Source organism: Telluria sp. ZB4P37 (assembly GCF_059685855.1).
The window spans coordinates 124337-142450 of sequence record NZ_JCASID010000013.1; the positions used below are offsets into that span (position 1 = coordinate 124337).

At 64.3% G+C, this 18114-nt stretch carries 17 protein-coding genes; 7 read left to right on the forward strand and 10 right to left on the reverse strand.

What is annotated here, in order from left to right; translation table 11 throughout:
- Positions 1-47: 47 nt before the first annotated feature.
- On the forward strand, positions 48-539 hold the full coding sequence (locus AC56K1_RS18690) for a hypothetical protein (protein WP_497159298.1): 492 nt from the start codon (positions 48-50) through the stop codon (positions 537-539).
- A 63-nt stretch (positions 540-602) separates the two neighbouring features.
- Here AC56K1_RS18690 and AC56K1_RS18695 read toward each other — a convergent pair whose 3' ends face one another.
- From AC56K1_RS18695 to AC56K1_RS18710, 4 genes are all read right to left on the reverse strand, one after another.
- Positions 603-2858: a RelA/SpoT family protein gene (locus AC56K1_RS18695; protein WP_497159299.1), complete on the reverse strand. Its 2256-nt coding sequence runs from the start codon at positions 2856-2858 to the stop codon at positions 603-605.
- Between the two features lie 75 nt (positions 2859-2933).
- A complete protein-coding gene (rpoZ, locus tag AC56K1_RS18700) occupies positions 2934-3137 on the reverse strand; it encodes a DNA-directed RNA polymerase subunit omega (protein ID WP_091874733.1) in 204 nt (67 codons plus the stop codon).
- A gap of 48 nt (positions 3138-3185) precedes the next feature.
- Entirely contained in the window at positions 3186-3830 is a 645-nt protein-coding gene (gene gmk / locus AC56K1_RS18705; protein WP_497159300.1) for a guanylate kinase, read from the reverse strand.
- A gap of 161 nt (positions 3831-3991) precedes the next feature.
- Positions 3992-4879, reverse strand: coding sequence for a YicC/YloC family endoribonuclease (locus tag AC56K1_RS18710; RefSeq protein WP_497159301.1), 888 nt, complete (start codon positions 4877-4879; stop codon positions 3992-3994).
- 112 nt (positions 4880-4991) lie between these two features.
- On the opposite strand from AC56K1_RS18710, the gene AC56K1_RS18715 reads away from it, so the two are divergent.
- From AC56K1_RS18715 to hemW, 5 genes are all read left to right on the forward strand, one after another.
- Complete coding sequence (locus tag AC56K1_RS18715) at positions 4992-5984, forward strand: serine/threonine protein kinase (RefSeq protein ID WP_497159302.1); 993 nt, start codon at positions 4992-4994, stop codon at positions 5982-5984.
- 10 nt (positions 5985-5994) lie between these two features.
- A complete protein-coding gene (locus AC56K1_RS18720; RefSeq protein WP_497159303.1) occupies positions 5995-6921 on the forward strand; it encodes a PP2C family protein-serine/threonine phosphatase in 927 nt (308 codons plus the stop codon).
- 13 nt (positions 6922-6934) lie between these two features.
- On the forward strand, positions 6935-7669 hold the full coding sequence (gene rph / locus AC56K1_RS18725) for a ribonuclease PH (protein WP_497159304.1): 735 nt from the start codon (positions 6935-6937) through the stop codon (positions 7667-7669).
- A gap of 138 nt (positions 7670-7807) precedes the next feature.
- A complete protein-coding gene (gene rdgB / locus AC56K1_RS18730; protein ID WP_497159305.1) occupies positions 7808-8392 on the forward strand; it encodes an RdgB/HAM1 family non-canonical purine NTP pyrophosphatase in 585 nt (194 codons plus the stop codon).
- Positions 8389-9624: a radical SAM family heme chaperone HemW gene (hemW, locus tag AC56K1_RS18735; protein WP_497159306.1), complete on the forward strand. Its 1236-nt coding sequence runs from the start codon at positions 8389-8391 to the stop codon at positions 9622-9624. Before rdgB ends, hemW begins: the two co-directional genes overlap by 4 nt.
- Before the next feature lie 169 nt (positions 9625-9793).
- On the opposite strand, the gene AC56K1_RS18740 is transcribed toward hemW, so the two are convergent.
- From AC56K1_RS18740 to AC56K1_RS18760, 5 genes are all read right to left on the reverse strand, one after another.
- Positions 9794-10789: a M28 family peptidase gene (locus AC56K1_RS18740; protein WP_497159307.1), complete on the reverse strand. Its 996-nt coding sequence runs from the start codon at positions 10787-10789 to the stop codon at positions 9794-9796.
- Positions 10790-10916: 127 nt separating this feature from the next.
- Positions 10917-11132 (reverse strand): hypothetical protein, encoded by a 216-nt coding sequence (locus tag AC56K1_RS18745; RefSeq protein ID WP_497159308.1) that lies wholly within the window; start codon positions 11130-11132, stop codon positions 10917-10919.
- 7 nt (positions 11133-11139) lie between these two features.
- Positions 11140-12573 carry an efflux transporter outer membrane subunit gene (locus AC56K1_RS18750; RefSeq protein WP_497159314.1) on the reverse strand — a complete coding sequence of 478 codons (1434 nt, stop codon included), beginning with the start codon at positions 12571-12573 and terminating at the stop codon, positions 11140-11142.
- Positions 12574-12581: 8 nt separating this feature from the next.
- On the reverse strand, positions 12582-15746 hold the full coding sequence (locus tag AC56K1_RS18755) for an efflux RND transporter permease subunit (RefSeq protein WP_497159309.1): 3165 nt from the start codon (positions 15744-15746) through the stop codon (positions 12582-12584).
- A 32-nt stretch (positions 15747-15778) separates the two neighbouring features.
- On the reverse strand, positions 15779-16990 hold the full coding sequence (locus tag AC56K1_RS18760) for an efflux RND transporter periplasmic adaptor subunit (RefSeq protein ID WP_497159310.1): 1212 nt from the start codon (positions 16988-16990) through the stop codon (positions 15779-15781).
- Between the two features lie 157 nt (positions 16991-17147).
- Here AC56K1_RS18760 and AC56K1_RS18765 point away from each other — a divergent pair, with 157 nt between their 5' ends.
- Positions 17148-17765, forward strand: coding sequence for a TetR family transcriptional regulator (locus AC56K1_RS18765; protein ID WP_497159311.1), 618 nt, complete (start codon positions 17148-17150; stop codon positions 17763-17765).
- A 146-nt stretch (positions 17766-17911) separates the two neighbouring features.
- Here AC56K1_RS18765 and AC56K1_RS18770 read toward each other — a convergent pair.
- On the reverse strand, positions 17912-18114 hold a 203-nt coding region (locus tag AC56K1_RS18770), incomplete at its 5' end, for an IS3 family transposase (protein WP_497159312.1).

The window sequence follows — 18114 nt, forward strand, 5'->3', positions numbered from 1 at the left end:
CGATACAGCCCGTCTGTTCCCATCGTCGCTCTCCTACAGGAATCCTCATGGCACGCACCATCCACTACGATCCGTCGACCCAAACCAATTCGTGCATGCAGTGCGGGCGCACGACCTATGGCATGTCCTTGAGCCATACCGAATGTCCGGACTGTAAAACGGTGGAACTGGCGCAGGAACAGAACCGCTTGATCGAGGCACAGCATCAGCGGCGTGCGAAAGAGCGCGAGGCCGAAAGCATTCGGGAATATTTGCGCGACCGGGCCGCCAGAAAGGCCGGCAGGGAAGATGCAGGAATGAGCGACCCATGGAACGGTTTCATCGTTGCTGCCGTTCGCCTGTTCATCGTGTTCATGCTGGTGAGCTGGCTGCTTCCCCAAAAAATCGAAGGTATCAGCATGGTGCTCGCCATTGCGATCGTGCTGGCGGTCGACAAATTCCAGCCTGATCTATCGGAATTCACGGCACTGTCGTCGACTGAACGCCTGGTGCATTGGGTGCTACTGGCCGGCTCGATCGGTTCGGCGATCTTCGGCTAACAGGCCGTCCTGCATCGCCCCTCGCCATGGCCAACTAGCGGCCATGGGCGAGGACGGCGCCGTTCAGGACCGCTCGCGCTCGACCCGGTTCACGCCCGCCACCCGCCGCAGGTTGCGGATCAGCTGCGCCAGGTGCACACGGTCCTTCACCTGGATGGTGAAGCGCAGCTGCGTCATCAGGTGTTCGTCGTCCTCGTCCATGCCGACATAGGTAATGTTGGCGTCGGACTCGCCGATCTCGGCCGCGACGCGCGCCAAAATGCCTTTTTCATTGTTGATCAAGAGGCGGATGCGGCAGTCGAAGCGGCGGTTCAGTTCTTCGCCCCACTGCACGGCGATCCAGCGGTCCGGTTCCTTGGCGCGCACGCGCTTGGCCGGCAGGCAGTCGCAGGTGTGCACCACCAGGGCCTGATCGCGCCGTAGCTGGCCCAGGATCTGGTCGCCCGGGATCGGCAGGCAGCATGGCCCCAGCTGCACCGACACGCCTTCGCTGCCGTAGATCGTGACCGGGTCGATGTCGCCGGCAGCACTACCGCAAAGAAGCGGCTGCGATGAGGGGTTGTGGTCCGGATCGCTCTCCATCAGGCCGAAGATGTGGCGCGCCACCAGGGCCGGCATGCGCTTGCCGATGCCGATGTCGGCATACAGCTCGTCCATCGACTTGGCCGACGATTCTGCCAGCAGCTTTTCGACCGCGCCAGGGGGCAGCTCGGGGTTGATGTTGCGCGCGGCCAGCGCACCGGCCAGCAGTTCCTGGCCCAGCTCCACCGACTCGTTCACGTTCACCGTGCGCAGGTAGTGGCGGATCGCCGAACGGGCCTTGCCGGTGCGGACAAAACTCAGCCAGATCGGGCTCGGGCGCGAATCGGGGTCGGTGACGATTTCGACGATGTCGCCGTTGTGCAGCTCGTTGCGCAGCTGCGCCGCTTCGTTGTTGATCTTGACCGAGACCGTATGGTCGCCGATGCCGGTGTGGATCGAGTAGGCGAAGTCGAGCGCCGTGGCGCCGCGCGGCAGGGCGATGATTTTTGATTTCGGCGTGAACACGTAGACCGAATCCGGGAACAGGTCGACCTTCACGTGCTCGAGGAATTCGGCCGAGTCGCCGGTCTGCTGCTGGATGTCGAGCAGCGACTGCAACCAGGCGTGGGTGCGCTGCTGCAGATCCGACATGTTCGAGTCGCCGGTCTTGTACAGCCAGTGCGCCGCCACGCCGCTTTCGGCGGTGCGGTGCATGTCCTGGGTGCGGATCTGGAATTCGACCGGGGTGCCGTAGGGGCCGATCAGGGTGGTGTGCAACGACTGGTAACCGTTGATCTTGCGGATCGCGATGTAGTCCTTGAACTTGCCAGGCATCGGCTTGTACAGGGCGTGCAGGGTGCCGAGCGTGACGTAACAGTTCGGGACCGTGTCGACCACCACGCGGAAACCGTACACGTCGAGCACCTGCGAGAACGACAGGTGCTTGTTGCGCATCTTCTTGTAGATGCCGTACAGGGTCTTTTCGCGGCCATAGACTTCGGCCGTGATGTTGCTGGTTGCCAGCTGGGCCTTGACCGACTCGAGGATCTTCTTCACCACTTCGCGGCGGTTGCCGCGCGCGGCCTTGATCGCCTTGGCCAGGGTCTGGTAGCGCAGCGGGTAGAGGTGCGAGAACGAGAGGTCCTGCAGCTCGCGGTAGATGTTGTTCAGGCCGAGGCGGTGCGCGATCGGCACGTAGACTTCCATCGTCTCGCGCGCGATGCGGCGCTTCTTGGCCGCGACCATCACGCCGAGCGTGCGCATGTTGTGCAGGCGGTCGGCGAGTTTGATGAGGATGACGCGTACGTCGGACGCCATCGCCAGCAGCATCTTGCGGAAGTTTTCGGCCTGGGCCTCGACCTGGCTCTGGAACTCGATCTTCTCGAGCTTGGACAGGCCGTCAACCAGGTTCGCGACCTGGGCGCCGAAGCGCTCGACCAGGTCGTCCTTCTTGACGTCCTGGTCTTCGATCACGTCGTGCAGCAGCGCAGCCATGATGGCCTGGGCGTCGAGCTTCCACTCGGCGCAGATTTCCGCGACGGCGATCGGGTGGGAGATGTAGGGCTCGCCCGACTTGCGCACCTGGCCGAGATGCATCTCGTCCGAGAAGCGGTAGGCTTCCTTGACTTTCTTGAGTTCGGCGGGAGTGAGGTAGTCGGACAGCTTGTTGATCAGCTGCGTGACCGAGGCAACGCCCGGGGCGGGCGCCGGTGCTTCGGCGTCTTGCGGTTTACCCGGTCGTCGGGCCCGGGTAGGGGGCGTGCCTGGATGGGTCGAATCCGGGGAAGTCAGTTTCATGCGTTATATCGATCAGCCAGTATAGGCACAGAATAACAGATTCACCGATTCCCGAATTCAAGCCACACCGGGGTATTACATCGGAACCTTTTTCAGCATTTCGATACCGACTTTACCGGCGGCGATTTCGCGCAGCGCGACGACGGTCGGCTTGTCCTTGGCTTCGACTTTCGGGGTGTGGCCCTGCAGCAGCTGGCGTGCGCGGTAGGTAGCGGCCAGGGTCAGCTGGAAACGGTTCGGGATGGTTTTGAGGCAATCTTCGATGGTGATACGGGCCATGGTCACTCCTAAATGGTAATTCTTGCGGCACACCTTGCGGCGCCGCGTTTACGTTGGTTGTTGCGCGTGGATTCCGAGCTGGGCAAACAAGTCTGCATTGCGGGCCGCCTGTTGGGCGAAGCGGCAACGTGTCGCAATCACAATCGCCTGCAGCTGCGAGAGGGCGACATTGAACTCTTCGTTGATGATAGCATATTCGAAGTCCCGAGCGTGAGCGATCTCCCCCCCGGCAGCCAGCAGGCGGCGGGTGATGATGTGGGGCTCGTCGGTGCCGCGCTTGTGCAGGCGCTCCTCCAGCGCTTCGATCGAGGGCGGCAGGATGAAGATGCCGGCCGCGTCCGGGAACTGCTTGCGCACCTGGCGCGCGCCCTGCCAGTCGATCTCCAGCAGGATATCGGTCCCCAGCTTCATCTCCTGTTCCACCGTCAGGCGGCTGGTGCCGTAGTAATTGCCGTGCACTTCCGCCCATTCCAGGAATTCCCCGCGCTCGGCGCGCGCCACAAAATCTTCGGCCGAAGTGAAATGGTACTCGCGGCCGTCCTGCTCGCCCGGGCGCGGCTGGCGCGTGGTGGTCGAGATCGACAGCTTGATGCCCGGTTCCAGCTTCAGCAGGGCGTTGACCAGGGTCGATTTGCCGGCGCCGGACGGGGCGGCGACGACGAACAGGCTGCCGGAGAGGGCGGGAGTGATCATGGTGTGGTTCCTTATTACGTGTATGCGTGCGGCGGGTTCACAGCCGCGCGGTGTTCATCATAATGTTGAACGCGCGGGCCTCCGTAATTTTTCGCATTGCTCAAAATTACGGACGTCCGCGCGTTCAAACGGTGCTCGCATTGTTGCGCGGCACCAACAAATTATTCGAGGTTCTGCACCTGCTCGCGCATCTGCTCGATGAGCAGCTTCAGCTCCATCGACGCATCGGCCAGTTCCTTCACCGAGGCCTTGGCGCCCAGCGTATTGGCCTCGCGGTTCAGTTCCTGCATCATGAAGTCCAGGCGCTTGCCGACCTGGCCACCCTTTTTCAGGATGTGGCGGGTTTCGTTCAGGTGGGCCGACAGGCGCGACAACTCTTCGGACACGTCGATGCGGATGCCGTACAGTGTCACTTCCTGGCGGATGCGCTCGAGCACTTCCTGGCGCGTGAGCGTGGACGGGTTGCCGTGGCCGGCCAGGCCCAGCGCGTCCTGCATGCGCTCGATGGCCTTTTGCTGGAACTGCGAGATCACCTGCGGGATCAGGGGGCTGATGCGCTTGACGATCACTTCCATCGACTCGATACGCGACTGCAGCATCGCTTCCAGCGCGGCGCCTTCGCGGCGGCGGCTGTCCACGAATGCGGCGACGGTGGTGGCGGTGAGGGCGGCGACGTCGAGCTGGAGCGACTCCTGGCCCACGGTCGATTCTTCGATCACACCGGGCCAGCGCAGCAGTTCGGCGATCGTCATCGGCGCAGCAGCAGCGAAGTGCTGCCCGATTTCGCCTTGCAGGCGGGCGAGGTCGGCCAGCAGTTCCTGGTTCAGCGCCTGCGAGCCACCGCTGGTCTTGCGGCCAAACGAGAGGCGCACTTCGACCTTGCCGCGGGTGATCGCGGCCATGATCGCGGCGCGCAGGTCGGGTTCGAGTGCGCGCAGGTCGTCGTTGATGCGGAATTGCAGATCCAGGAAGCGCGAATTGACGCTCTTGATCTCGATGGTGAGGGTGCCGGCAGCGCCTTCGCTGGTCGCTACCGCATAACCTGTCATGCTAGAAATGCTCAAAGAAGTCCCCGGTATTTTTTTCTATAGGGCAGCTGCCCTTTACAAAGCCAACATTTATCCCACACAATCGTCCCGTTAAGCAAGGAACCCTTCCTGGATGGCCGCACAGAACAACGCACCCCTGCCTGATGGCCTGGAAATTGCCGGATATCGCATTGTAAAGAAAATTGCGTCCGGTGGGTTCAGTATTGTTTATTTGGCATATGACGCCGAAGGCAATGCCGTCGCCATCAAGGAATACCTGCCCAGCCAGCTTGCCTTGCGGGCGCCGGGCGAGCTCGCGCCGAGCGTATCCAAGCCCAATTTGCCGGTCTTCCGCATCGGCCTGAAATGTTTTTTCGAAGAGGGGCGGGCACTGGCGCGCATCGTCCATCCGAACGTGGTGCGGGTGGTGAACTTCTTCCGGGCCAACGAAACCGTGTACATGGTGATGGCCTACGAATCCGGCCACACGCTGCAGGACCACATCGCGCGCCTGCATGCCAAGGGCAGCCGCATGGGCGAGGACTCGATCCGCCAGCTCTTCAACGGCGTCTGCGCCGGGGTGCGCGAAGTCCACGCCAACAAGCTGCTGCACCTGGACCTGAAACCCGCCAATATCTACCTGCGCAGCGACGGTTCGCCCCTGCTGCTCGACTTCGGCGCGGCGCGCCAGACCATCAACATCGACGTGCCCATGCTGGCGCCGATGTACACCCCGGGCTTCGCCGCGCCCGAGCTGTACAGCAAGGCCGCCACCCTGGGGCCCTGGACCGACATCTACAGCATCGGCGCGGCCATGTATGCCTGCATGACGCGCACGATGCCGCAGCCGGTCGAGGCGCGCAGGCAGGACGACAAGACCGCCGTGCAGCTGGCGAAACTGGCAGGCAGCTATTCGCCCGAGCTGGTGGACATGGTAGGGTCGTGCATGGCGCTCGATCCGCTGGCGCGTTTGCCAAGCGTGTTCGCGATGCAGAAGGTGCTGCAGGCGCCGCCGTCGGTAGCGCTGCAAGCGGATGAGGACGAGGCGGCTGCGCCCGCGGCGGGCTGGCGCGGGCTGGTCGGACGGCTTGGCGGCATCGGCCGCAAAGCCCGCACTGAGAATTGAAGGAGGCAGCATGCAGTTTTCCGTCTATCAGCAAACCCACATCGGCGGGCGCAAGGTCAACCAGGACCGCATGGGCTACAGCTTCACGCGCGATGCGCTGTTGCTGGTACTGGCCGACGGCATGGGCGGACACCTGCGCGGCGAGATCGCCGCCACCATCGCGCTGCAGACCCTGTCGATGATGTTCCGCATGCAGGCCCGTCCCTATATCAAGAAGGCCGAGCGCTTTCTCGAGGAAGCGCTGCAGCAGGCGCACTGGGACATCCTGGCCTATGCCGAAGCCAACAAGCTGCCCGAGACGCCGCGCACCACCATCGTGGCCTGCCTGGTGCAGCACAACTGCGCCGTGTGGGCGCACTGCGGCGATTCGCGCCTGTACTGGGTGCGCCGCAACCAGGTACTGGCGCGCACGCGCGACCACTCGCACCTCGAATACCTGATCGACAAGGGCCGCGCGCTTGAGTCCGACCGCAACACCCACCCCGACCGCAACAAGCTGTACAACTGCCTGGGCGCCGGCCAGGAACCGAAGATCGAGATCTCGCGCCAGGCCAGCCTGGAACGCGGCGATACGCTGCTGCTGTGTTCGGACGGCCTGTGGTCGGTGCTGCCGGAAACCGAGATCGTGCACCGGTTGTCGACGTCGAACATCGTGCAGGCGGTGCCCGACATGGTGGCGATGTCGGCCGCCATCGGCGGGGCGCGCGGCGACAACACGACGGCGCTCGCAATTACCTGGCAGGGTGCAGAATCAGCAGCGAACGCTTCGCCCGACATGATCTCGACCCAGATGCTGGCCGAAGACGCCGTCAGCTCGACGATCACGGCCGGCCAGCCTGCCAATTCGGGGGCAGACGCCTTCGATGAAGACGAAATCGAAAAGGCGATTGCCGAGATCCGCGAGGCGATCGAAAAATCTTCCCAGTTACTCAAATAATAAAGGCTACCCCATGAGCTTCGAACAACGCCCGAGCGGCCGCACCGTCGACCAGCTGCGCAGCATCCGCATCACCCGCCAGTACACCAAACATGCCGAAGGCTCGGTGCTGATCGAATGCGGCGACACCAAGGTGATCTGCACCGCCAGCATCGAAGAAAAGGTACCGGGCTTCCTCAAAGGGAAGGGCCAGGGCTGGATGACCGCTGAATACGGCATGCTGCCGCGCTCTACCCACACCCGCATGGACCGCGAGGCCGCACGCGGCAAGCAAAGCGGCCGCACGCAGGAAATCCAGCGCCTGATCGGCCGCTCGCTGCGCGCCGCGTTTGATCTGGAAGCGTTTGGGGAGCGCACCCTGCACCTGGACTGCGACGTGATCCAGGCCGACGGCGGCACCCGCACCGCCTCGATCACCGGCGCCATGGTAGCGGCCTACGACGCGTTCAATGCCCTGGTGGGGCAGGGCCTGTTGCCGGCTGTGCCCGTGAAGCATTTCGTGGCGGCGATCTCGGTGGGCGTGTACAAGGGCATGCCGGTGCTGGACTTGGACTACATCGAGGATTCGGACTGCGATACCGACATGAACGTGGTCATGAACGAGCAGGGGCACTTTATCGAAGTGCAGGGGACGGCGGAAGGGGCGGCGTTTGATCGGGCGGGGATGAATCGCTTGCTCGACCTGGGGCAGCTGGGGATTACGGAGTTGATCAGGTTGCAGAAGCAGTCTTTAGGTCTGATTGGCTGATCCGCTGGTGCGATTTCGGATGAAAAATTGGGTTCTCGCCTGCGCGGAATCCAAGTTCGTACCGCCGCCACGAATGCACGCAACACCCCAACGCGCTAAAATACCCACCCTCCGCACCACCCACACCCCAAACACCCCATGACCCGACGCCTGATCCTCGCCTCCAACAACGCCGGCAAACTCGCCGAATTCGCGCAGCTCCTCGAACCCATCGGTTTCAAACTGCACCCGCAAGGCGAATTCGACGTCCCGGAAGCGGAAGAGCCCTTCGGCACCTTCGTGGAAAACGCGCTTGCCAAGGCCCGCCATGCCGCGCGCCTGACCGGCCTGCCGGCCCTGGCCGACGACTCGGGCGTCTGCGTCAACGCACTGGGCGGCGCCCCCGGCGTGTATTCGGCACGCTTTGCCGGCGAGCCGAAATCCGACGCCCGCAACAGCGAGAAGCTGGTGGCCGACCTGGCGCAACACGCCGACAAATCCGCCTATTACTACTGCGTGCTGGTCTACGTGCGCCACGCTGACGACCCGCAGCCCATCATTGCCGACGGCCGGTGGGAGGGCGAGATCATCGACACGCCACGCGGCACCAACGGCTTCGGCTACGATCCGCACTTCCTGATCCCGTCGTTGGGCAAGACCACCGCCGAACTCGAGCCTGGCGTGAAGAACGCCCACTCGCACCGCGGCCAGGCCCTGCGCGCCCTGGTAGAGAAGCTGCGATGATCCCGATTAAAGTCGCCGGTCCCACGCCGGGCGAGCCGCGTTCGCCGGCGACGACTGCGCTCCAGTACCTGAAACCTGGCGCGCTGAACCTCGCGGCCTTGCCGCCGCTGTCGCTCTACATCCACTTCCCGTGGTGCGTGCGCAAATGTCCTTATTGCGACTTCAATTCGCACGAGGCCAAGGGCGAGCTGCCGGAAAAAGACTACCTCGACGCCGTGCGCCTGGACCTGGAGCAGTCGCTGCCGATGATCTGGGGCCGCAAGATCCACACCGTCTTCATCGGCGGCGGTACCCCGAGCCTGATGTCGGCCGCGGGGCTCGACCTCCTGCTGTCCGATGTGCGCACGCTGCTGCCGCTCGAGATCGGGGCCGAGATCACGATGGAAGCCAACCCGGGCACCTTCGAGGCCGAACGCTTCAAGTCCTACCGCGACAGCGGCGTGAACCGCCTGTCGATCGGCATCCAGAGCTTCAATGGCGCCCACCTGAAGGCCCTCGGTCGCATCCATGACGAAACCGAAGCCCTGCGCGCGGTGGAGATCGCGCGCTCGACGTTCGACAACTTCAACCTCGACCTGATGTTCGCGCTGCCGGGGCAGACGCTCGAGCAGGCGCGCCAGGACCTGCAAACGGCGATGTCGTTCGCGCCGCCCCACCTGTCGATGTACCACCTGACGATGGAACCGAACACGGTGTTCGCGAAGTACCCGCCGGCGCTGCCGGACGACGACCTGAGCGCCGACATGCAGGACATGATCCTGGAAGCGACGCTCGCGGCCGGCTACCAGCACTACGAGGTCTCGGCCTATGCGCAGCCCGGCAAGCAGGCGAAGCACAACCTGAACTACTGGGGCTTCGGCGATTACCTGGGCATCGGCGCCGGCGCGCATTCGAAGATCTCCTTCCCGCACCGCGTGCTGCGCCAGGCGCGCTACAAGCAGCCAAACTCCTTCATGGAAGCGGCAAGGCGCGGCAACCCGGTGCAGGAAGAACACGAGATCGCGCGCGCCGACATGGGCTTCGAGTTCATGCTCAACACCCTGCGCCTGGTCGATGGCTTCGATCCGAATCTGTTCGGCGAGCGCACCGGCATGAACATCAGCGCCATCGGCAAGGCCCTGAACGAGGCCGAAGCCAAGGGCCTGCTCTACCGCGACCACAAGCTGATCCGCCCGACCGAGCTGGGCCAGCGCTTTTTGAATGACCTGCAGGAGATGTTCCTGGCTAGTTGAAATACGAAAACCTGCTCATCGTAGCGTGGACAGATTTTCTGCCCGCGCGTTCAACCAGCGGTAGCATGGACGCGGTACGGTCTTCCTGCGCTAACTATCGCCGCGTCGGCGGCGAAGCCGCCCACCCTACGGTTCTCACTAGTCGAGCTGCATCGGGCATTGCGCCGGTTCAGATAGTCTTCGCGCCCGCCAGCGCTTCGATGGTGCGCGCCAGTCCCTTGACCACGCGCGCCATGCCGGCGTAATCGAGCTTGTCCGGCGTGTCCTGGGCGGTATGGTAATAGGGGTAACGCAGAAAGGCCGTGTCGGTGATCATCAGCGCCGGATAGCCGTGGCCGTTGTACGAGGCGTGGTCGGACAGGGTCACGCCGATCACGTGAGCGAGCGCGGCCAGCCCCTCGACGGGAAAGTCGGACTGCGCCTTGAAAGCCGCCAGCGCCTGGCGCACCAGAGCCGACGATTCCAGCGTGCCCGCAAAAGCAATGAAATTGCCGGTGCTCGGGTAATGGTTTCCCAGTCCCCGCGGCAGGCGCTGGCTGTCGGGGACATCCGAATACCAGCCGATCGTCTCCAGGATCAAGGCGTCTTCCACCTTGTGCCCGGCCTGCTTCAGTGCCCGCGCATGTTCCGTGCTCCCCGTTTCTTCGCCCATCGCATGTTTCAACTGCGAGGGCGGTTCTTCATTCACGAAAAAGACGAACTTCACCTCGGTGCCGCGGCTCGGCTGCATGGTTTTCAGCAGGCGCGCCAGTTCCAGCACGGCCGCGGTACCGCTGCCGTTGTCGTTGGCGCCCGGTGCGCCAGATGCGGAATCGTAATGTGCGCCGACGATGAAGATGCGCTCGGGCTTCGCGCGCGGCGCCGTGTTCGATACCGAGACTTCGATATTGCGTACCTTCTGGCCGCCGGCCTTGTACTCCTGGCGGTGCGGCCGGTAGCCGAAGCCCTGCAAGCTGGATTCGATGTGGCGCGCCGCCTGCTCGAGCTGGCGCGCCGTAGCGGTGTCGTGTTCTTCGCTGGCGATCGCCTGCACGTGGCCGCGCAGGCGCGCTGCCAGGGCCGGAGCGGACGGGGCGGAATCGGTTTCCATGGTCAGCGTGGCCAGCGCAATCGCAAGCAGGATCGCAATGACGATCTTCCAGTGTGAGCGGGAGAATTTGCGCATGGCACTCTAGCAGCAGCCTTCACCGTCGATGCGTCCAGTGTAGCCACATCGGCCAAGCCGCGCCGCGTCAATTCCGCGCTTCAATTCAGCCCATCGTTCACGGCTCAGCGCGCGCTGTTGGGCTGGGCTACTGGCTGCGGATCGTACTTGGATCCCGCCTTCGCGGGAAGTCGTAGGCGCCAGTGGCGCGTATGACGGTCTTTACGTCGAGCATTTTCGGTTGAATGTCGACACGCTGCCTTTGCACGCCGTTTCCGCGCAGGCGGGAACCCGATTTTGCGTGCATGCCGATAAGGTCAGCAAAAAAACCGGACTGCGAACAGCCCGGCTTGTCATCGGTCACGAAACGCTCAGCGCGCCGCCACCGGCGTCACCGGCTCGCTCCACCCGCCACCGAGCACGCGGTACAAGGTCACCTGGTTCTGCAGGCGCTGCAAATTCGCCTGCACCGCCGCCTGCTGCGCCTGGAACAGCGAACGCTGCGCGTCCAGCAGGTCGAGGTAACTCGCCGCGCCGTTCTTGTAGCGCAGGTCGGCCAGGTTGAAACGGTCGGCTTCGGCTTCGGCCACCGCGCGCTGCGCACGCAGCTGCTCGCTGAAGGTCGACTGCCCGGCCAGCGCGTCCGCCACTTCGCGGAAAGCGGTCTGGATCGAGCGCTCGTACTGCGCCACCGCGATGTCGCGGCCGGCTCTGGCAGAGCCCAGCACCGCCACGTTGCGGCCGTAGTCGAAGATCGGCAGGATCGCCTGCGGCGCGAAGGTCCAGCCGAAGGTGCCGCTCTTGAACAGGCCGGAGAGCTCGGTGCTGGCGCTGCCGACGCTGCCGGTGAGCGTGATGCGCGGGAAGAAGTTCGCGCGCGCCGCGCCGATGTTGGCATTGGCTCCGATCAGCTGCTGCTCGGCCGCGCGGATGTCCGGGCGGTTGATCAGGAGGTCGGAGGGAAGGCCGGCCGGCAGGTCCGGCAACTCGGTCGCGGCCAGGGTGGTGCCGGCCGGGTTCGGATCGATCGATCCGCCCACCAGCAGCGTGAGCAGGTTGATGTCCTGGGCGCGCTGGCGCTGCGTTGCTGCCAGCGTGGTCAGGGCGGTTTCCACCAGCGAGCGTGCCTGCTGCAATTCGACGCGCGACGTCACGCCGTTATCGAAGCGCAGCTGGGTCAGGCGCATCGATTCCTGGCGCGTGCCCAGCGCCTGCTGGGTGATCGCCAGCAGCTCTTCGTCGGCCAGCAATTGCAGGTAGGCGTTGGCGACCGACGCGACCAGGCTGATTTGCGTGGTCTTGCGCGCTTCTTCGGTGGCCAGGTATTGCGCCAGCGCGGCATCGGACAGGTTGCGCACGCGGCCGAACAAATCGAGTTCGAAGGACGAGACGGCCAAGCCGGCCTGGTAGACGCTCTCGATCGGCTGGTCTTCGCCGGTGGTCTGGCGCTGGCCGGTGATGCCGGCGCCCACCGTCGGCAGGCGGTCGGCGCGGGTGATGCGGAACTGCGCGCGCGCCTGCTCGATGTTGGCCACTGCGATGCGCAGGTCGCGGTTGTTCACCAGCGCCTGCTCGATCAGGCCGCGCAGGCGGGCATCCTGGAAGAAGCGCTGCCAGGCCAGGGTGCTGGGCGCCTCGTTCGCCACCAGGGCGGCAGGAGCGTTGGCGGGCTTCGGCATGTCAGGGAATGCCTGCGCCACCGGGGCCGCGGGGCGCTCGTATTTCGGCGCCAGCGACATGCAGCCTGCCAGCGTCAGTGCCAGCGCCATGGGCGCCAGCCTTACCAGTAAATTAGTTTTTTTCATCATGGCGATCAGATTTTTTCGTGGACTGCCGCTGCGGCGGCAGCTTCTTCTTCATGTGCGTACTTCTTGCGCTGGCGCTCGCTGCCCTTGAACAGCTTGCGCACCACCACGAAGAACATCGGCACGAATAGCACGCCCAGCGTCGTAGCCGTGATCATACCGCCCATCACGCCGGTACCGATGGCGCGCTGCGATGCCGAGCCGGCGCCGCCTGCGATCACCAGCGGCAGCACGCCGAGGATAAAGGCGAGCGAGGTCATGATAATCGGGCGGAAGCGCAGGTGCGCCGCTTCGATTGCCGCTTCCATCGGCGTGCGTCCCTGCGCCTGCAAGTCCTTCGCGAACTCGATGATCAGGACCGCGTTCTTCGCCGCCAGGCCGATGATGGTCACCAGGCCGATCTTGAAGTACACGTCGTTCGGATAGCCGCGCATCATCGCCGCCAGGATCGCGCCGAGGATACCGAGCGGCACCACCAGCAGCACCGCCACCGGGATCGACCAGCTCTCGTACAGGGCGGCCAGCGCCAGGAAGATCGCCAGCATCGAGAAGGCCATCAGGATGCCCATGGTCGAACCGGATTGCGCTTCTTCGCGCGACTGGCCGGTCCACTCGAAGGCGAAGCCCGGCGGCAGCTTGGCTGCCAGCGCTTCCATCTCGGCCATCGCGTCGCCGGTCGCATAACCCGGCTTGGCGTCGCCGGCAATGCTCATCGCCGGATAGCCGTTGTAGCGGATGGTCTGCATCGGGCCGGTCACCCAGCGGGTGGTGGCGAACGAGGACAGCGGAACCGGCTGGCCCTGGGTGTTGAGAGCATTGAGCTTGAGCAGGTCGTCCGGCTGCATGCGGGCGCTGGCCTCGGCCTGCACCACCACGCGCTGCAGGCGTCCGGCGTTCGGGAAGTCGTTCACATAGCTCGAGCCGAGCGCGGTCGAGATCGCGCTGTTGATCGCGTCGAACGTCACGCCCAGCGCCTGCGCCTTGTCGCGGTCGATGTCGAGCATCACCTGCGGCGCGTCTTCCAGGCCTTCCGGACGCACGCCGGCCAGGATCTTGCTCTGCGAGGCCATGCCGAGCAGCTGGTTGCGCGCCGCCAGCAGGGCATTGTGGCCGGCGCCGCCGCGGTCCTGCAGGCGGAAGGTAAAGCCGGTGCCGCGTCCCAGTTCGGGAATCGGCGGCGGCGACAGGGCGAAGATGAAGGCATCGCGCACGCCGGACAGGCCGCCCATGATGCGGTTGGCCACTGACTGGGCGCTCGAATCGGGGCCCTTGCGCTCGCTCCAGTCCTTCAGCGGGATGAAGGCCAGCGCCATGTTCTGGCCGGCGCCCGAGAACGAGAAGCCCAGCACGCTGACCATGTTGGCCACTTCCGGCTGCTTCATGATGAAGGCTTCGGCGGTGCGCATCACCTCGTTGGTGCGCTCGAGCGTGGCGCCCGGCGGCAACTGGATGTTGGCGATCACATAGCCCTGGTCTTCGTTCGGCAGGAAGGAGTTCGGCATGCGGGCGAACAGCAGGCCCACCACGCCGACGATCAGGACAAACGCCACCAGCGCGCGGCCGGAACCCCGGATGATCTTGCCGACCCAGCCTTCATAGCCCTTGGCGGTGCGGCTGAAGCGGCGGTTGAACCAGCCGAAGAAGCCTTTCTTCTCGTGGTGGTGGCCCGCTTCGACCGGCTTGAGCAGGTGCGCGCACAGGGCAGGGGTCAGCGACAGCGCCAGGAAGGCCGAGAAGGCGATCGAGGACACCATGACCACCGCGAACTGGCGGTAGATGTTGCCGACGGCGCCGCCGAAGAAAGCCAGCGGCACGAACACCGACATCAGCACCACGGTCACGCCGATGATGGCGCCCGAGATCTGGCCCATGGCCTTGCGGGTCGCGAGCAGTGGGCTCAGGCCTTCTTCGCTCATGATGCGTTCGACGTTCTCGACCACCACGATGGCATCGTCGACCACGATACCGATGACGAGCACCATGCCGAACATGGTCAGCACGTTGATCGAATAGCCCAGCGCCAGCAGGGTCGCGAGCGAACCAAGGAGCGCCACCGGCACCACGATGGTCGGGATGATCGTGTAGCGGAAGTTCTGCAGGAACAGGTACATCACCAGGAACACCAGCACGATCGCTTCGATCAGGGTATGCAGCACCTGCTCGATCGAGATGTCGATGAATTTCGAGCTGTCGAACGGCACGGTGGCCTTCATCCCGGGCGGGAAGAACTTCGACAGCTGATCCATGCGCTCGCGCACCAGGCGTGCGGTTTCCAGCGCATTGCCGGATGGCGCCAGCTGCACGCCGATACCGGTGGACGGCTTGCCGTTCAGGCGCGCGGAGGTGGAGTAGCTTTGGCCGCCGATTTCGACGCGGGCCACGTCCTTCAGGCGCACGGTCGAGCCGTCCGGGTTCGCGCGCAGCACGATGTTGCCGAACTGTTCGGCGGTGGAGAGCTGGCCGGTGACGACCACGGTGGCGCTGATTTCCTGGCCCTGCGCCAGCGGCAGTTCGCCAATGGTGCCCGAGGCCACCTGGGCGTTCTGGCTGCGGATGGCGGCGTTGACGTCACTTGGGGATAGACGGAAGCCCACCAGCTTGGCCGGGTCGATCCAGATGCGCATCGCGCGCTCGGTGCCGAACAGCTGTGCGGTGCCGACGCCCTTGATGCGCTGGATCTCCGGCAGCACCGTGCGCGAGGCGTAGTCGCCCAGCGCGATCGGGTCCCATTTCGGGTCGCTCGAGGACAGGATGGTAAACAGCAGGAAGTTGGCACGCACCTTGTCGACGCGCACGCCCTGCTGGTTCACCGCCTGCGGCAGGCGCGGGGTGGCGCGCGCCAGGCGGTTCTGGACGTCCACCTGGGCCAGGTCCGGATTGGTGCCGGTTTCGAACGTCAGGGTGATCGAGCCGCTGCCGTTGGCGGAGCTGCTCGATTCCATGTAGATCAGGCCCGGCGAGCCGTTCATCTCGCGTTCGATGACGGAGATGACCGAGTCTTCCAGGGTCTGGGCCGAGGCGCCCGGATAGGCGGCATTGATCACGATCGATGGCGGGGCCACGTTCGGATACTGTGCGATCGGCAGCTGGGTGATCGAGACCGCGCCGATCACCATGATAAACAGCGCGATCACCCAGGCGAAAATAGGGCGGTCAATGAAAAAACGTGCCATGTGAAATCCTGTTCTTGACTGGCGTTGGCGCGTTAGCGTGCGGCTGCGGCAGGCGCCGAACCACCGGCGGCAGGGGCCGCGGTGCCCGGCGACCATGGCACCGGCTTGACCGGGGTCCCCGGCGGCAGCATCTGCAGTTTCTGGAAGCCGTCGACCATCACGCGCTCGCCTTCTTTCAGGCCGTCGGTGACGACCCAGGCGCTGCCTTGCTGGGAACCGATCTTGACGGTGCGGGGGGCCGGCTTGTTGTCGGCGCCGACCACCATCAGGGTATCGCCCTGGGCGCCGCCGCGGGTGACGGCCTGTTGCGGGACCACGATACCGTTGGGCAGCTGGGCCTGCGACAGGCGCACGCGCACGTACTGGCCCGGCAGCAGGGTATTGTCCGGATTGGGGATCGTCGCACGCAGGGTGACCTGACCGGTGCTCGGGTCGACGGTGACGTCCGAGAACAGCAGGCGGCCGCGGGTCGGCAGCTCGGTGCCGTCGTCGAGCATGACGGTGACCGGGGCGTCTTTCGCGCCGCCGCCGGCCTGCTTGCGCAGGCGCTGCAGCTCGGTGGCCGACTGGGTGATGTTCAGGTGCATCGGGTCATTCTGCTGGATCAGCGCCATCTGGGTGGCTTCCGCCGCGGAGACCAGGGCGCCTTCGGTCACCAGGGCGCGGCCGATGCGGCCCGAGATCGGCGCATTGACGTTGGCATAGCCCGAATTGATCTGGGCGATGCGCACCTGGGCGCGCGAGGCCGCCACGGCGGCTTCGGCCTGTTTCTGCGCGGCGACGGCATTCGTGTATTCCAGCTTGCTGATAGCATTGGCCTCGACCAGCGGCTTGTAGCGCTCGGCCAGCGACGCGGCCTGGCTCAGGGTGGCCTGGGCGCGGCCAAGGTCGGCCTGCGCTGCAGCCACTTGCGCCTGGTAGGGTGCCGGGTCGATCTGGAACAGGGACTGGCCCTGCCTGACTTCGCTGCCTTCGGTGAACCGGCGCTTGAGCACCACGCCGTTGACGCGGGCGCGGACCTGGGCGGTACGGACCGGCTCGGCACGCGCCGGCAATTCCGTCTGCAGGGCGACCGGCTCGAATTTGGTGGTGATGACGCCGACTTCCGGCGCCGGCATGCCGCCGCCCGGGCCGCCAGCGGCCGGGGCGGCGTCTTTCTTGCCGCAGGCCGACAGCAGGGCGACGGCCATCAGGGTGCCGGCGGTGATCCGGGTCAGGGAGAGGTTGGAGTGGTTCGAGCGCATTACGTGTGCTTTCCTTCTGTAATTAGTGCGACTCCCGTATGCGTGCATATTTCCACTCCATACGAATCGTCACTGGCTATTGCGGGCAGTTTTATATACTATCACGGTTGTATGTTTAATGTTTGAGGCGCCCTTCAAATTCAGGGCAAGGAAAAAGATGGCACGTAAAACCAAGGCGGAGGCTGCGGCTACCCGCGACAGCATCCTGGACGCTGCTGAAAAATTGTTCGCTGAACAAGGCGTTTCGAGGACAACTTTACAGCATATTGCCAGCGAAGCGGGCGTGACGCGCGGCGCGATTTATTGGCATTTCCTCGACAAGGGCGCGCTGCTGCAGGCCATGATGGAGCGCGTAAAAATGCCGCTCGAAGAAGCAATGCTGCTGCTCGACGCGAACGAGGGCGGCGATCCGGTGCAGGACTTGCGCGAGTATGTGATGACGGTGTTGCGGGTGACAGCCGGCGATCCGAAAGCACGGCGCGTGTTCGAGATCGTCACGCTGAAGATGGAATTCGTGGCCGACGCCGTCATCATGCGCGAGGGGCGGCGCGAAAAGCAGCTGATCTGGATGCAGCGGGTCGAAACGCGCCTGAAGCAGGCCAAGGCCCTGGGCAGCGTCAGGCAGGACCTCGATCCGGTGACGGTGGCCAACGGCATGTGGATCATCATGGATGGCCTGATCCGCAACTGGCTGTTCGATACCGATGCCTACGACCTGGTTGAGATGGGCGGGGCGGTGATGGATACGTATCTGGCGGGGCTGCGCGAGTGCTGATGGCGGCGCGGTGATAGTGAGAATGTGAATAGTCGTACTGGCAGCATGACTGTGATTTGACCGCGCGGGTGGAATCCGCCCACGCTACGAAACCCAAAAAGGAAAAGCGCGCCCGTGAACTGACCCTGTAAAGTTGGACGGTTGGTTTAATGAGCGGCCAAGGGCTGGGTTCTGTATTGCACAGGACTCAGCCCTTTTAGTTTCATCTTGATGCGGTCGTGATTGTAATAGTGGATGTATTTCTTGAGACCCGTTTTTAGTTCGTCGATGCTGCCGAACTTGTTGAGATAGAAGAACTCCGACTTGAGCACCGCGAAGAAGCTTTCCATCGCGGCGTTGTCGAGACAGT